16 protein-coding genes are annotated in these 14,531 nt (G+C 73.1%); 7 read left to right on the top strand and 9 right to left on the bottom strand.

Translation table 11 applies throughout. The features are described from left to right. Window positions 1–158 precede the first annotated feature (158 nt). From WMF26_RS17375 to WMF26_RS17355, 5 genes are all read left to right on the top strand, one after another. Window positions 159–1,019 (top strand): hypothetical protein, encoded by an 861-nt coding sequence (locus WMF26_RS17375; RefSeq protein WP_437947259.1) that lies wholly within the window; start codon window positions 159–161, stop codon window positions 1,017–1,019. A gap of 161 nt (window positions 1,020–1,180) precedes the next feature. After that, the gene (locus WMF26_RS17370) at window positions 1,181–1,759 is read left to right on the top strand and encodes an OmpH family outer membrane protein (RefSeq protein WP_236644638.1); all 579 of its coding nucleotides are present in this window, start codon (window positions 1,181–1,183) and stop codon (window positions 1,757–1,759) included. Window positions 1,760–1,800: 41 nt separating this feature from the next. Further along, window positions 1,801–2,268 (top strand): 3-hydroxyacyl-ACP dehydratase FabZ, encoded by a 468-nt coding sequence (fabZ, locus tag WMF26_RS17365; protein ID WP_020735442.1) that lies wholly within the window; start codon window positions 1,801–1,803, stop codon window positions 2,266–2,268. Window positions 2,269–2,291: 23 nt separating this feature from the next. Then, on the top strand, window positions 2,292–2,981 hold the full coding sequence (locus WMF26_RS17360; protein WP_438001232.1) for a TlpA family protein disulfide reductase: 690 nt from the start codon (window positions 2,292–2,294) through the stop codon (window positions 2,979–2,981). A gap of 25 nt (window positions 2,982–3,006) precedes the next feature. Further along, a complete protein-coding gene (locus WMF26_RS17355) occupies window positions 3,007–4,107 on the top strand; it encodes an enolase C-terminal domain-like protein (protein ID WP_438001231.1) in 1,101 nt (366 codons plus the stop codon). A 38-nt stretch (window positions 4,108–4,145) separates the two neighbouring features. Here the strand turns inward: WMF26_RS17355 and WMF26_RS17350 are convergent, their stop codons facing one another. Together WMF26_RS17350 and WMF26_RS17345 are read right to left on the bottom strand one after the other, a co-directional pair. After that, window positions 4,146–4,820 (bottom strand): pseudouridine synthase, encoded by a 675-nt coding sequence (locus tag WMF26_RS17350; RefSeq protein WP_438001230.1) that lies wholly within the window; start codon window positions 4,818–4,820, stop codon window positions 4,146–4,148. 14 nt (window positions 4,821–4,834) lie between these two features. Next, complete coding sequence (locus tag WMF26_RS17345) at window positions 4,835–6,061, bottom strand: protein phosphatase 2C domain-containing protein (protein ID WP_061622198.1); 1,227 nt, start codon at window positions 6,059–6,061, stop codon at window positions 4,835–4,837. A gap of 240 nt (window positions 6,062–6,301) precedes the next feature. Between WMF26_RS17345 and WMF26_RS17340 the strand changes: the two genes are divergently transcribed. Both WMF26_RS17340 and WMF26_RS17335 read left to right on the top strand, forming a co-directional pair. Then, the gene (locus WMF26_RS17340; RefSeq protein WP_020735437.1) at window positions 6,302–6,451 is read left to right on the top strand and encodes a hypothetical protein; all 150 of its coding nucleotides are present in this window, start codon (window positions 6,302–6,304) and stop codon (window positions 6,449–6,451) included. Between the two features lie 261 nt (window positions 6,452–6,712). Beyond that, a complete protein-coding gene (locus tag WMF26_RS17335) occupies window positions 6,713–7,675 on the top strand; it encodes an FHA domain-containing protein (RefSeq protein WP_438001229.1) in 963 nt (320 codons plus the stop codon). A 118-nt stretch (window positions 7,676–7,793) separates the two neighbouring features. Here WMF26_RS17335 and WMF26_RS17330 read toward each other — a convergent pair whose 3' ends face one another. From WMF26_RS17330 to WMF26_RS17300, 7 genes are all read right to left on the bottom strand, one after another. Next, window positions 7,794–8,933: an acyl-CoA dehydrogenase family protein gene (locus WMF26_RS17330; RefSeq protein WP_061622194.1), complete on the bottom strand. Its 1,140-nt coding sequence runs from the start codon at window positions 8,931–8,933 to the stop codon at window positions 7,794–7,796. Between the two features lie 75 nt (window positions 8,934–9,008). Further along, entirely contained in the window at window positions 9,009–9,152 is a 144-nt protein-coding gene (locus WMF26_RS17325; protein WP_020735434.1) for a hypothetical protein, read from the bottom strand. Continuing rightward, window positions 9,152–9,436, bottom strand: a complete 285-nt coding sequence (locus tag WMF26_RS17320) for a CcmD family protein (protein ID WP_437338121.1) — start codon at window positions 9,434–9,436, stop codon at window positions 9,152–9,154. The genes WMF26_RS17325 and WMF26_RS17320 overlap by 1 nt, the downstream gene beginning before the upstream one ends. A gap of 4 nt (window positions 9,437–9,440) precedes the next feature. Next, the gene (locus tag WMF26_RS17315; RefSeq protein ID WP_437338120.1) at window positions 9,441–10,226 is read right to left on the bottom strand and encodes a cytochrome c biogenesis protein; all 786 of its coding nucleotides are present in this window, start codon (window positions 10,224–10,226) and stop codon (window positions 9,441–9,443) included. 118 nt (window positions 10,227–10,344) lie between these two features. Continuing rightward, the gene (locus WMF26_RS17310) at window positions 10,345–11,736 is read right to left on the bottom strand and encodes a TolC family protein (RefSeq protein ID WP_438001228.1); all 1,392 of its coding nucleotides are present in this window, start codon (window positions 11,734–11,736) and stop codon (window positions 10,345–10,347) included. Window positions 11,737–11,800: 64 nt separating this feature from the next. Next, window positions 11,801–13,321, bottom strand: a complete 1,521-nt coding sequence (locus WMF26_RS17305) for a sigma-54-dependent transcriptional regulator (RefSeq protein ID WP_438001227.1) — start codon at window positions 13,319–13,321, stop codon at window positions 11,801–11,803. A 22-nt stretch (window positions 13,322–13,343) separates the two neighbouring features. Then, window positions 13,344–14,483, bottom strand: coding sequence for a diguanylate cyclase (locus WMF26_RS17300; RefSeq protein WP_438001226.1), 1,140 nt, complete (start codon window positions 14,481–14,483; stop codon window positions 13,344–13,346). Between the last annotated feature and the right edge of the window lie 48 nt (window positions 14,484–14,531).

Raw genomic sequence — 14,531 nt, 5'->3', positions numbered from 1 at the left:
TTCACAAGGCGAGAGGCCGATCCGGCTTCCCCGCGATCCTCTCCGGCCGCCCCGTGGGACGCCTCTCCGGCCGCCCCGTGGCACGCTGCGTGTTAGCGCGCGGCATGGTAGTCGTGCGGGAGGGCCGCGCCGGTGCCGGCCGCCGCTGGAGGACTTCGATGCTTCTTCATTCCCCCCTTGCGAAGATCCTGGGTCGAGGCGCGCTGTTCCTGATGCTCGCCGCGACCGCGACGGGCTGTGGCGGCTGCGGCGACGCCGCGGTCCACTGCGACCGCGACGGCGAGAACTGCCTCATCTGCGACGGCTACGGCTGTCGCCCGGCGGAGCCCGACGTCGGCGGTCAGGGCGGCGCCGGCCAGGGCGGCGTCGCCCAGGGCGGCGCCGGTCAGGGCGGCGAGGGCGGCGGAGAGGCCGCCTGCGACGCGGACCTCACCACATGTCCCTGCGACGGCGACGACGCGTGCGCGGACGGCACGCGGTGCGTCGACGGGCTCTGCATCGCGGCGTGCGAGTTCAGCTACGAGTGCGGCGCGGGCCGTCTGTGCGTCAACGGCGAGTGCGCCGACGGCTGCTCTGACAGCGTGCCCTGCGAGGCGCCCGGCACGCGCTGCGACCGCGGGGTCTGCGTCCCCGACGCCGAGAACCCCGAGTGCAGCGACGCGGCGCCGTGCGAGGGCGGCGCGCTCTGCGTCGACGGCGCCTGCGCCGCGGGCTGCGCCACCCACGACGACTGCGCCCCCGGCGAGGTCTGCAATGCGGTGACCGGCGCCTGCATGGCCGACCCGTCGCCGCAGCCCGGCTGCGCCGCCACGTCCTGCGCGGCCCAGGGCCAGGAGTGCATGGAGGACGGCTACTGCCACTACCCGTGCGAGAGCGAGCAAGCCTGCAGGCTCATCGATAGCCGCTTCGTCCGCTGCGAAGACGGCTTCTGCAAGACGCGGGAGGAGGTCGCGCCCGAGTGCACGCTCGACGAGCCCTGCCCCGACGGCAAGGACTGCATCTCCGGCGAGTGCCTCTGATCCACCGCCGCTAACCGAGGCCCCCGCCGCCGCTCCGCCGCGGCGGAGCGGCGGACGAGGAGCCGCCATCGACGCACCCTCACCTTCCGCGGCCCTGCCCCGCACACCTTGACCGTCCGTCACGCGGCGGGTAATCGCCTCGAATGGTCGCCCGCTCCCCCGTGCATCGTCCCGCGCCGCTCCTCGTCCGGATCGCCCGCGCCGCCGTCGTGTCGCTCGCCCTCGCCGCGCCGAGCGTCGCCGCCGCCGAGACCCGGATCGCCGTGGTCGACGTGCAGCACGCCGTCATGCAGACCGAGGACGGCATCCGCGCGCAGGCCACCCTGAAGAAGCTCTTCGACCGGCGCCAGCAGGAGCTCGACGCCAAGCAGACCGAGCTGCAGAAAGCGCGCGAGGACATCGAGAAGCAGTCGCGCGTGCTCTCGCGCGAGTCGCTGCAAAAGCGGATGGAGGACTGGCAGCGCCAGATGGTCGAGCTCCAGACCGTGTTCGTCGACTACAACAAGGAGCTGCAGAAGAAGCAGGGCGAGCTCACCGGGCCCATCATCAAGAAGATGATGGTCATCGTCGCCCGGGTCGCGAAGAAGTCGGGCTACGAGATCATCCTGGACAAGCAGGCGGCCCCCTACGTGCGCGCGGATCTCGACCTGACGGAGCAGGTGGTTCAGCTCTACAACACCGGCGGCGGCGAGGACGACGCGGGCGGCGACAAGGCGGAGAAGAAGGACGACGCCAAGTAGCGCGCTGCCCGCGCGCGTCACGCCGCCGAAAGGAGCCGGCCTTGCCCGACCGAACCCAAGAGCCCGTCTCGCTCGAGATCCATCAGATCCTGTCGATCCTGCCGCACCGCTATCCGCTCGTGATGGTCGATCGGGTGACGGAGGTCACCGCCAACAAGAGCATCCGCGGCTACAAGTGCGTCGCGTACAACGAGCCCTGGTTCCAGGGGCACTTCCCCCAGCGGCCGATCATGCCCGGGGTGCTGATCCTGGAGTCGCTCACGCAGCTCGGCGGCATCCTCGCCTACGCGTCGGACCCGTTCGACGCGACGTCGAACCTCATGTTCTTCCTCGGCATCGACAAGGCGAAGTTCCGCCACACGGTGACGCCCGGCGATCGGCTCGATCTCTACGTCGAGGTGCTGCACCACCGCTCGAACGTGTGGAAGCTGCGCGGCGAGGCGAGCGTCGACGGGACGCTCTGCGCCGAGGGGGAGATGCTCGCCTCCGTCGTCGATCGCGAGCCATGATGATCGGAGAGGGAGATCGCCCCATGAGCCGGACCCCATCGTTCGCCCGCGTCGCCGCTGTCCTCTGCGCCTCCTTCGCCCTGTCGCTGCCGGCCGGCTGCGGCGGCGCCGCGCCCCCCGCCCCCCCGGCGCCCGAGGCGGGCGGCGGCCTCGTCGGCTCGGCGGCCCCCGAGCTCGCGGCCGAGGTCGTGAGCGGCGAAGGGCCCGCCACGCTCAAGGAGGCGGGCGGCAAGGTGGTGATCGTCGACTTCTGGGCGACCTACTGCCATCCCTGCCGGAAGTCCTTTCCCAAGTACCAGGAGCTCGTCGAGCGCTTCGGCGGCGGGCTCGCCGTGCTCGCCGTCGCCCTCGACGCCCCCGAGGACGTCTCGAAGGAGCAGCTCGTCGCGTTCGCGGACGAGGCAGGCGTCAAGTTCAAGATCCTCTGGGACAAGGACCAGAGCGCGGTGAAGAGCTATAGCCCGCGGCGGATGCCGACCGCCTTCATCGTCGACCGGCGCGGCGTCGTGCGTCACGTCCACGCGGGCTACGAGGACGGCGAAGAGGAGAAGATCGCCCGCGAGATCGAGGCGCTGCTCGGCGAAGCGGCCCCTCCGCCGGCAGCAGCGCCGCCGGCCGATCCGAACGCGGCGGCGCCGGCGGCAGCGCCGAACGCGGCGCCTCCCCCGGCCGAGGCGCCCGCGCCGAGCGACGGCGCCCGCTCCTCCCCGTGAGCCTCGCGAGGCGGCGGCTATCCTCATGTCCCCTACCCTGATCCAGCGCGTCTCGGTCGAGGCGCTCGACATCCCGCTGCACGAGCCGTTCGGCATCGCCGGCGGCGCGCAGGAGCGCGCGGCGAACCTCCTCGTCACCGTGGAGCTGGCCGACGGGACGCTCGGCTTCGGCGAGGCCGCGCCGCTCCCCGCCTTCAACGGCGAGACGCAGGAGGCGTCGCGCGCCGCCGCCCTCTCGCTGCGCGCCGCCGTCGTGGGCGCGGACGCGCGCGCGTGGCGCGCGATCGCGGTCGCGCTCCGCGCCGCGGCGGACGGCGGCGCCGGCGCGGCGCGCTGCGCGATCGAGACGGCGATCCTCGACGCGCTCACGAAGCGCGCGGACATGCCGCTCTGGGCCTTCTTTGGCGGCGCGGGGACGGCGCTCACGACCGACATCACCATCACCACGGGCTCGCCGGAGCGCGCGGAGGAGGCCGCGCGGCGCGCCTCGGCCATGGGCTTCCGCGCGCTCAAGGTGAAGGTCGGCGGCCGCCTCGCCGCGTCGGACCCGGCGCGCCTCGAGGCGATCGTCGCGGCGGCGCCGGAGGCGTCGCTGATCCTCGACGGCAACGGCGGGCTCACGGCGGCCGAGGCGCTCGCGCTCGTCGCGCACGCGCGCCGGCTCGGCGCGACCGTCGCGCTCCTGGAGCAGCCGGTGCCGCGCGACGACTGGGACGGCATGAAGGAGGTCACTCGGCGCGCCGGGGTCGACGTGGCCGCCGACGAGAGCGCCGCCTCCGCGGCGGACGTCCTCCGCGTCGCGGCGGAGCGCGCGGCGACCGTGGTCAACATCAAGCTGATGAAGGGCGGCATCGCCGAGGCGCTCGACATCGCGGCGGTCGCCCGCGCGGCGGGGCTCGGCCTGATGATCGGGGGGATGGTCGAGTCGGTGCTCGCGATGACGGCGTCCGCCTGCTTCGCCGCCGGCCTCGGCGGGTTCTCGTTCGTCGATCTCGACACGCCCATGTTCCTCGCCGAGAACCCCTTCGACGGCGGCTTCGCCCAGCGAGGCCCGGCCCTCTCGCTCGACGGGGTCCGGGCGGGGCACGGCGCCGCCCCGAAGCGCCGCGATCCGGAAGCCGCCTAGCGCGCTTCAGGCCCCGCGAAGGAGGATCGCCGGCGCGCTCACGCCCCAGGCGCCGCGCCGATCCACGCCGGCACGCCGAGCTGGTCGAACGGCCCTCGCAGGTCGTCGGGCAGCGGCGCGACGATGCGCAGCTCCGCGCCCGTCTCGGGGTGGGCGACGGCGAGCTCGGCCGCGTGCAGCGCGAGGCGGTGCAGCGCGTAGCGCTCGCGGAAGAGGCGGTTGTGCTCGCCCTTGCCGTAGTTCACGTCGCCGATGATCGGGTGGCTGATGTGCTTGAGGTGCCGCCGCACCTGGTGCAGCCGCCCCGTGCGCGGGCGCGCCTCGACCACGGCGTAGCGCTCGAGCGCGTGGAGCCGCTCGAACTCGGTGACGGCCGGGACGCGCGGGCCCCCCTCGCGCCGCGGGATCGGGTGATCGATGCACCCGCGCTCCGGCGGCACGCCGCGGACGAGCGCCAGGTAGCGCTTCCGCGCGAGGCCCTGCTCGAACTGCGCGCCGAGCAGCGCCGCCGCGGCCGCGTCCAGCGCGACGAGCAGCACGCCGCTCGTCGCCCGGTCGAGGCGGTGGACCGGGAACACCTTCCGGCCCAGCGCCCGCTCGGCGAGATCGACGAACACGACCGGCGCGCTGCCCCAGCCGCGGTGCACGAGCAGCCCGGACGGCTTGGCGAAGGCCGCGACGCGATCGTCCAGGTGGAGCAGGGAGAGCTGCATCGCGGAGGCGCCGCTCAGCCGGTCCCCAGGGCGAGGTACCGCGCGAGCCGCTGGTACAGGGCCGCGGCGAGCTCGGCGTCGTGCTCGCACACCTCGGCGAAATCGTCCTTGCGGATCCGGATGAGCCGCGTCCGCGCCGCGGCGACCGGCAGGTCGCCCTTGCGCCGCGCGCCGACGAGCGACTCCGGGAAGAGCAGGCCGGAGGAGATGATCCGCCGCCCGTCGGGCAGGTCCACGGCCCCGTCGAGCACCAGGTAGGCGACCAGATCGCTCGCGACGTCGCGCGGGATGCGATCGCCCGCGCCGAGCTCCACCTCGACGCCCGCCGCGAGCGCCCCGAGCACCGCGGCCGGGCTCATGCCGGCGAGGAGCGGGCACGCGGACAGCACCGAGAGGTCGCGCGAGGACGGACCGGCGTCGTCCGCGCGCTTCACGAAGCGATCCATGATGTCGATGACGATCACGCTCGCGTTGTCGAGCCCGCCGCGCTCGCGCGCGTGCTTGAGGAGGCCCTCGGCGACGTCCTGGGGGCCGCCCTTCGCGCAGAAGCGGGAGAGCGACGCCTCGCTCTCGATCGCGTTGTGCACCCCGTCGGTGCAGAGCAGGATGCGATCGCCGCGCGAGAGATCGACGAACAGGGTGTCGACCGAGACGGTGCCGGCGAGCCCGATCGCGTTCACGAGCGGGTTGCGCTGCGGCTTCCTGGCCGGGGTCGGGGTGCCGGCCGCGCGGAGCGTGTCGTAGAGGGCGTGGTCCTGCGTGAGCTGGACGGTCGTCGTCGGGCGGACGAGGTACGCGCGGCTGTCGCCCGCGTGGGCGAAGAAGGCCCGGCTGTGCGCGAGCACCACGAAGTCGAGCGTCGTGCCCATCCCCTGGTAGCTCGGCTCGGTGCGGCGCGCCTCCAGGATGGCCGCGTGCGCCGCCTCGCCCACGCGGCGGAGCAGCGCGAACACCTCGCGGCGCGCCTCGATGTTCGGGTCGGCCACGTAGGCGTCGAGGATGGCGGCCGCGGGCGGGCGGAGCACCTCGTCGCGCACCGTGTCGATCGCGATCTGGGCGGCGACCTCGCCGGCGGCGTGGCCGCCCATGCCGTCGGCGATGCCGAAGAGGGCGAGCTCGGGGCAACAGAGGATCCGGTCCTCGTTGCTCGGGCGGACGAGGCCGACATCGGTCGATGCGGCGAACTCGATGCGATAGTCGAAGCGCGGGAGGATCCGGGACACCGCGACCAGGATAGACACCGTGCGGGCGGCGTCAAAATCGCGCGGCGCTCGGCGACCGCGCGGTCGCTCCGCGCCCGCTCGCCCGCGCTCGTCCGCGCTCGCCCCGACCCCGCGCCGCGCGATCGTTGCCGGGGCCACGCCGACGCGGCCCGGCACGCCCTGCGCACCGGCCGCGGCGAGGCCGTGCCCCCGGCGGACACACCAGCGTGCAACGCGCACGGATCCACGGTTGGCCCGACTCTCGCGTCTTCCGGGGGCATGCAACTCATCGAGGTGGACGTCGGGCGCTTTCGGCTCGAATTCGGCGGTGGGCTCGGGCTGGAGGTCATCCTCCTGTTCAGCCGCTCGGTCGCCTTCTGGCGCTGGGGCGGCGAGCTCGTTGCGGAGGTCAGCGTCGGCGTGAGCTGAGCCGGACATCCGTCGTCTCGCCCCTCGCCCGGCGGCCGCAGCAGATTCGGGACGTGCAGCGAAAGAGCCTCAGACGAAAAATTCCGGTAGGATTCGGCTCGACCGCATGAGGCCTTGCTGCTGTCTGCCATCCACCACGCTCGCTCCAGCCGCGGCGCCGCCGCAGGCCCGCACAGCGATTCCGCCGTTCACGCTCGAGCCTGGCAGGCCGGCGCCGCGAGCGATCCCGCGCGCGACTCGGCGCGTCGCCCGGAGCGCGCGATGACCGTGCAACCGCGGATCGACGTCGCGACCATGCGGCGCGCCCTGTCCACCGCCGAGGCGGTGATGGCGCTGAACCCGCCCGAGTCGCCGATGATCGAGGGCTACCGGCTGTTCCGGGTGTCGGGCGGCGACGTCGCGTGGCTGGACATGCCCGCGAACACCGGCGCGTACGCTGTGTTCGGCTCGCACCCGCGCTGCGACGTGAAGTTCGCGTCGGGCGACGACGTGTGCGTGCGGCACCTGGTCGCCACGTGCTGCAACCTGCCCGACGGCGGCTTCGGCCTGCGGCTCATGGACCTGCAGACCTCGATCCCCTTCTTCGTGGACGACGACGTGCCGCGGCGCTCGATCGTGGTCAGCGGCCCGCTGCTCGTGCGCATCGGCAAGCACGTGGTCGGCGGGCTCCCGGTCGGGCCGCGCGCCTCGTCGCGGGTGCTGCAGGTGAGCTCGTGCGGGATGAGCGAGCCGCCGCGCGGCCTCGAGAGCGTCTCGGAGAAGCCCGCGGACGGCGCCGTGCCCCCGTCGCCGACCGAGGGCATCACGACCAGCCACCGCTTCGCCCGCGGGGAGATCTCGCACATCACGTCGGTGCGGCCCGTCTCGCACATCGAGGAGATGGTCGCGCCGCGCGCGAAGACCGGGTACGTGCGGCTCACGCTGCAGTCGAGCGAGCGCAGCGCCGCGGTCGAGCTGCCCGAGAAGGCGCTCGAGGACGGCGTGCTGCTCGGGCGCGCGGACAACTGCCTGGATCGCGGGCTGCGCGCCGTCCTGAGCACCCACATCTCGCGGACCCACCTGCTGCTCCTGCGCGACGGCGCCGAGGTCATGGCCCTCGATCTCTGCTCGACGAACGGGACGAGGTACGCGGGCCAGAAGGTGCGCCGCGTGATGATCCCCGCCGAGGGCCTGGCCCTCACGCTGGGCCCCGAGCTGACGCTGATCTGGCACCCGCAGACGTGACGCCGTCCGCCCTCGCGGCGGGCTGGCGCGGCGGCGGCGCGCGCCGGCGAAGGGCGGGACGCCGGGCGAGGAGATCGCTCCCCCCGGCGCCCTGCCGGCCCCCGCGGCGCGCCGCGCGCTACGACAGGAGCTGGCGCGCGATGACGATGCGCTGGATCTGGCTCGTGCCTTCGTAGATCTGGAGGACCTTCGCGTCGCGCATCATCTTCTCGACGGGGTACTCCTTGACGTAGCCGTTGCCGCCGAACACCTGGACGGCGTCCACGGCGGTCTGCATGGCGCTGTCGGCGCCGTAGGCCTTCGCGAAGCTCGAGACGATGGGGTCGCGCACCCCGTGATCGAGGTTCCACGCGGCCTTCTGGTAGAGCAGGCGCGTCCCCTCGACGCGGATCGCCATCTCCGCGAGCATCCACTGGATCAGCTGGTGGTTGCCGATCGGCTGGCCGAACGTCTTGCGCTCCTTCGCGTAGGCCACGCACTCGTCGAGGCAGCGGCGCATCAGGCCCGTCGCGGCCGCGCCGATGTCGGGGCGGGTCTGGTTGAAGGTCTCCATCGCGAGCTTGAAGCCGTGCCCCTCCGCGGCGAGGAGGTTCTGCTTCGGCACCTTCACGTCCTCGAGGAACACCTGCGCGGTGTCGCTCGCCCGCTGGCCGAGCTTGTCCTCCTTCTTGCCGACGCGGAGGCCGGGCGTGTCCCGATCGACGATGAACGCCGCGATCCCCTTGTGCCGGAGCTCCGGGTTCGCGGTCGCGAAGATCACGTAGTAGCGCGCGTAGCTCGCGTTCGTGATCCAGCACTTCTGCCCGTTCAGCACGTAGTCGTCCCCGTGCTTCGTGAAGCGGGTCTTGAGCCCCGCGACGTCGCTGCCCGCGTCCGGCTCGCTCGTGCAGTAGCTCGCCATGATCGGCTCGGCGGTGAGCATGCCGAGGTACTTCTTCTTCTGCTCCTCGCTGCCCGCGAGCTTGATGGGCGTGAGCGCGAGCCCGTTCGCGAGGAAGCTCGTCTGGATGCCGGTACAGCCGTACGAGAGCTCCTCGGCGAGGAGGGCGTTCTCCATCTCGCCCATCCCCGGGCCGCCGTACTCGGCCGGACAGGTCGGGTTGACGAGGCCGATGTTCCAGCCCTCCACGAAGACGTCCATCGGGAAGGACGACTTCTGATCGCACTCGGCCGCGATCGGGGTGATGCGCTCCTTCGTGAAGCGACGCGCCGTATCGATGAGAGCCTTGTGCTCTTCGCTCAGAGAGAAATCGACCACGTGACCTCCGGCTAGTACGGCAGGGACGGCGCTCGCCGCGCCCGCCGGCAACGGGGACGAGGGCTCGCGCCCCCCTCACTCCTTCATTCTGCGCTTGCGTCGCTCGAGCTCGGCGCGCACGGCGCGGCTGCCCAGGATATAGCCGATGATCAGCCCCAGCATCAGCACCACGGGGATGTAGAGCGCGTGCTGCGGGGTCATCTCCCCGAGGTTCGGCATCAGCTCGTTCCCTGCCCCGCGCCCGCGCCCGCCCGCGCCTTTCGCACGGCGGCCTCGAGCGCGTCGATGCGCCGGTCGATCTGCTTCTGCCGGCGCCAGGAGAGGAAGACGAGCCCGAAGATGATGAGCCAGATCGCGGCGTAGGCCTCGACGAGCAGCTTCTCGCCGCTCTGCATCTCGTTCCCGCCCTCCACGGGGCGGAACGCCTGCGCTCGGTCGTCCGTGGCCGTGCCCGTCGGTTGCTGCAGGGCCGCGTGGGAGAACAAGGAATGAAGGGATTTCACGTTGTCAGTCCTCTCCGATACCGACTTCGAGGGCCTCTTGCTCGAGCTCCGCGAGCCGCGCGGACGCGAGATCGACGCGGAGGCGCGACCACAGGAGCGCGAGGGAGAGCAGGGTGAACGAGAGGAAGCCGAAGCCGAGCGCCAGCTTCATGTCGGGGTGCCCGAGGCCACCGCCCTTGCCCGTGATGACCGTGGGGTGGTTACCGCCCCACATCTTCACCGAATAATGGATGATCGGCAGGTTGGCCGCGCCGAGGACGCCGAGGGCCGCGGCGAACTTGCGCTCGGCCTCGCTGTCGCCCGTGAAGGCGCGGAGCACGACATAGGCGATGTAGATAAGGACGCTGAGGAGCGAGGTCGTCAGGCGCGGGTCCCACGTCCAGTACACGCCCCACGCCTTGGCGGCCCACAGCGGGCCGGTGATGAGGACGATGAGGCCCATGGCCACGGCGACCTGCGCGCCGGCCTTCGCCAGCGAGTCCCACCACTGCGTGCCGCGCGCGAGGTAGCCGGCCGAGCCGATGAAGCAGGCGGTCGCGCCGAGGTACATCGCGTAGCCGGCCGGGGCGTGGAAGTAGAAGATCTTCTGCACGACCCCCATCGAGGCCTCCGTCGGCACGACGTAGGCGACGAAATGGAGCGTCCCGATGATGGCGAGGGCCGACGCGGCGAGCAGGACCGAGAACGCGATGGTGGAGGCGCCCGACGCGCCGCCCGCGCCGCGCCGCGCCGCATCCCCGCTCGCCGCCAAAGCCACCCTGCGCGGCGCCCGCTCGTCGTTGGCTCCCATATGCTGGCGCGCCACCGTAGTGCCAAGGACGGTCGCGTTCAAGCCGCGGTGAAGGTCGGACGGGGACGGCCAGGCGCCGGCGAGGCAGCCCACGCGCTCAGCGCGGCCGCCCCCTCGGTCACGTGCCGTCCGGAGCGATCGCGTCCCAGCCCGTCGCCTTCGCGAGGCGCGACATCGCCATGTCGAGCTCCATCGTCGCGTTCAGCTGGCTGAAGCGGTTCGTGGCGTACGCCTTGGCTGGATCAATCAAGTCCTTCTCCGCCATGGTCCCGACGTCGATTCCTTGCTGGACCATCACGAGCCAGCGCTTCCCGTACCTGGCCGCCTTCGTGTAGGCGTCGAGGCGCTTCTGCGCCTCCACGACCTCGGCGTAGGCGGTCTCGACCTCGGTCGCGACCCCGCCCATGGCGAAGCGCTGCGTCGCGGCCATCTCCTCGAGCTGCGCCTCGGCGAAGCGGATGCGCGCCGACTGCGGGAGCAGGTCGAGCTTCCACTGCAGCACGAGCGCGGCGCCGTAGTGGAAGTAGTTGCCGGGGTCGCTGGTGAACGGGTTCAGCTGATCCGCGACCTCGGGCGCGGCGCTCACCCCGGCCTGCAGCCCGATGCCGATGTCGGGGAACAGCTGCGCGCGCGCGAGCCGCACCTGGGCGGACCGCGCGTCGAGGCCCGCGCGCGCCTGCGCGAGCTCCGGCCGGTACAGGCGCGCCGCGGTCAGGTAACGGCTGACGTGCCCGAGCCGGTGCTTCGGCGGGCGGATCGGGAGGTCGGGGATGTCGAGCTCCGGGACGCCCGTGTAGAAGCGCAGCCCGGCCAGCGCGACCGAGATGTACTTCTCGACCTCGGCCCCGCGCGCCTCGAGCTCGGCCCCGAAGGTCTGCAGTTTGAGCAGCTCGATCGGATCGCCCTCCTCGCTCTCGACCTGCTCCTCCAGGCGCCGGAGCGCCTTGTCCATCTCGGTCCGCACGTCCGTGAGCAGGCTCCGCGAGTCGCGCGCGAGCTGGAGGCCGAAGTAGGCCTTGCGGACGTCGAGCCGCACCGCGTCCCGCTCCTTCTCCACGCTCGCCTGGTTCACGCGGACGTTCGCCTCGGCGGCGTCCCAGAGGCTCGTGATCTTCCCGAAGGTCCAGAGCGGCACCACCCCGTCGATGTTCGCGCGCCAGGCGACCCCGAGGCTCGAGGTGAGCGAGACGTCGGTGTTCGGGCTGAAGATGTTGTTGCCGCGGACGGTCGGCGCGAGCGCGACGCCGCCGGTCAGCTTGAACTGCGAGAACGGGGCGTAGTGGGCCTCGTCGAGCTGCGCGCGGACCTGGCTCAGCTTCGCGCGGGCGGCGAGGACGTGCGGGTGGTTGCGATCGGCGAGCGCGAGGACGCGCGGGAGATCGAGGACCACCGCCGCCTGCCGCCGGGGAGCGCCGCCGGTGTCGGCGGCGGCGGCGGGGAGCGGGGCGAGCCGGACCGCGAGGGAGACGGCGGCGGCGACAAGAGCACCTCGTGCAGCGCGTCGGGCCATTTTCGGCGCAACGTAGCACGAGCTGGCCACGCGCTTGCGCGGCGCGCTCTGCCCGCCGCGCGCGTCAGCCCGCGCCGCCCCTGCGCGGCGGGGCCGCCGCCTCCGCGCCGTCCCCCTCCCCTATGCCTTCCCCCTCCCCTGCGCCTTCCCCCATCGCCGCCTCGTCCCCCCGCGACGCGACCTTTTTCTTGAGCCTCCGGAAATTCGAGCGATCCATCCCCGCCTGCCGCGCCGCCTCGCTGAGGTTGTTGCCGGTGCGCTGCAGCAGGCGCCCGATGTAGATCCGATCGAACGCCTCGATGGCGCGCTCCTTGGCCTCCGCGTACGGGAGCTCGCAGAGCTGCGCGGGCAGCACGAGCGCGTCCCTCGGCGGGCGCCGATCCGGCCCGGCGCGCCCCGACACCGCGGGCGGCAGATCCGCGGGCAGGATCGCGTCGCCGCGCGCGGAGAGCACGGCGTGCTCGATCGCGCTCTCGAGCTCGCCCGCGTTGCCGGGCCAGGCGTGCTCGCGCAGGAGGCGCGCCGCCTCGGGGCCGATCCGCGCGACGCCGCGCCCGTGGCGGCGCGCACACCGGTGCAGGAAATGACTCGCGAGCAGCGCGATGTCGTCCCGGCGCCGGCGGAGCGGCGGCAGCTCGATGACGACGACGCCGAGGCGGTAGAGGAGGTCCTCCCGGAACTCGCCGGCGGCGGCGCGCGCCCTCAGGTCGGCGCACGTCGACGCGATGACGCGGACGTCGACCCGGCGCGGCGCGTCCGCCACCACGGCGGCCCCCGCCGCGGCGACCTCGCCGTGCGTGAGGACGCGCAGCAGCCGGGCCTGGGCCGCGAGCGGCAGCGCCGAGACCTCGTCGAGGAAGAGCGTGCCCCCGTCTGCGGCGTCGATCAGGCCCCCGCCGGCGCCCCCGTCCGGCGCGGCGCCGCGGCCCTCGCCGAAGAGCTCCTCCTCGGCGCGCGGCGCCGGGAGCGCGCTGCAGTCGACCGCGACGAACCGCCGCCCGGCGCGCGGCCCGCGCCGGTGGACGGCGCGCGCGACGAGCTCCTTGCCCGTCCCGCGCTCGCCCACGAGCAGGATGGGCGCGGCCACGGACGCCACGCCGAGCGCCCTCCGGTAGGCGTCCTGCATCGCGGCGGAGCTCGCGATCACTTCGCCGAGCTGCTCGTGCTCGCCGACGCGCTCCTCGAGGGCCCGCGCGCGGCCCTCGAGCCGCCGGCGCTCGATCGCGCGCTCGACGGCGATCGAGAGCGCGGCCTCGGGCTCGACCGGCTTCGTCACGAAGGCGTACGCGCCGGCGCGCACGGCCGCGACCGCGGCGTCGAGCTCGGCGTGGCCGGCCATCACCACGACCTCGACGTCGGGGTACGCCGCCTTGATCTGCGCGAGCACCTCGGCGCCGCTCATGCGCGGCATGGCGAGGTCGAGCAGCACCGCCTCGACGCGGGTGGTCGCGAGCAGCCCGAGCGCCGCGGGGCCGTCCTCCGCGGTGAGGACGTCGAAGTCGCGCACGAGCGCGCGCGCGAGGTTGCGGCGCTGGGCCGGCTCGTCGTCGACGAGGAGGATGCGGGCGCGAGCTCGGGCGTTCACGAGGCGGAGCGGCGGGGCGGGACTAGAGCGGCTTGCGCGGGGGGAGATCGGTGCCCCGGCGCGTCTGCGGCTCCCTCGGCTCGTCCTGGGCCGCGACGAAGGCGGGATCGCTGGACTTCCGGAGCTTGGGCGGGGGCGGCGGGGGCGGCGGATCGGCGCTCCCCGTCGGCGTGTAGATCTGGCCGTGCTGCTGGAAGACGCAGATCCGGTTGCCGCCCTCGCGCTTCGCCTGGTGGAGCGCGCTCTCGGCGGCGCGGATCAGCGCGTCCTTGGAGCGGACGTCGCGCGAGGGGTAGAGCGAGACGCCGATCGACACGCTGCACGGCCGCGACGCGCCGCCGAACTCGACCGGGTTGCCGGACGCCTCGCGCCAGATCCGCTCGGCCACGGTCAGCGACCCGGCGAAGTGCGTGCTCGGCAGGACGATGAGGAACTCCTCGCCGCCGTAGCGCGCGACCACGTCGACCTCCCGGACCGAGCGGCGGATCCCGTCGGCCACGCGCCGGATCACCGCGTCGCCGAGGGTGCGCCCGCCGATCTCGTTCATCGCCTTCAGCCGATCGATGTCGACGAGCACGCAGGCGAACGGCTCGTGGTAGCGCTCCGCGCGCTTGAACTCCTCGTTGAGCCGCGTGAAGAGGTAGCGGTAGTTGTAGAGCCCCGTCATCTCGTCGTGGATGGAGAGCTGCTCCAGGTACGCGCGCTGTGCGGCGACGTGGTCGTGCAGCCGCTTGATCCGGAGCATCGCCCCGACGCGCGCGAGGAGCTCCTCCTCCTCGAACGGCTTGCACACGTAGTCGTCGGCGCCGATCTTGAGCCCCTCGACCCGGCTCGCCGTGTCGGCCTTCACCGTGACCAGCACGACGGGGAGGAACGACTCGGCGGTCATGCTCTTCAGCAGCCGGCACGCCTCGAGGCCCGTGAGCCGGGGCATCACGATGTCGAGGAGCGCGAGGTCGACCCCGCCGCGCCCGATGAGCTCGATCGCCTCCTGGCCGTCGTCGACCGCCTCGACCTGGAAGCCGGCTTTGTGCAGGATGCTCACCAGCATCTGGCGCGCGAGGCGATCGTCGTCGGCGACCACGATCCTCGCCGGTCGACTGCTCAGGAGCTCGGCCGGCACGGAGAGCGGAGCGCCTCGGATGTCCTCGCTGTTCGGCACGGGCACATCCTCCCTTCGGGCGGGGCCGGGCGCAACGAGATCGCACGA

The sequence above is a fragment of the Sorangium sp. So ce185 genome, assembly GCF_051526825.1.
Lineage (GTDB): Bacteria > Myxococcota_A > Polyangia > Polyangiales > Polyangiaceae > Sorangium > Sorangium cellulosum_D.
Note: the sequence above shows the minus strand (reverse complement) of the source record. Positions and strands in the feature narration are given on the sequence as shown.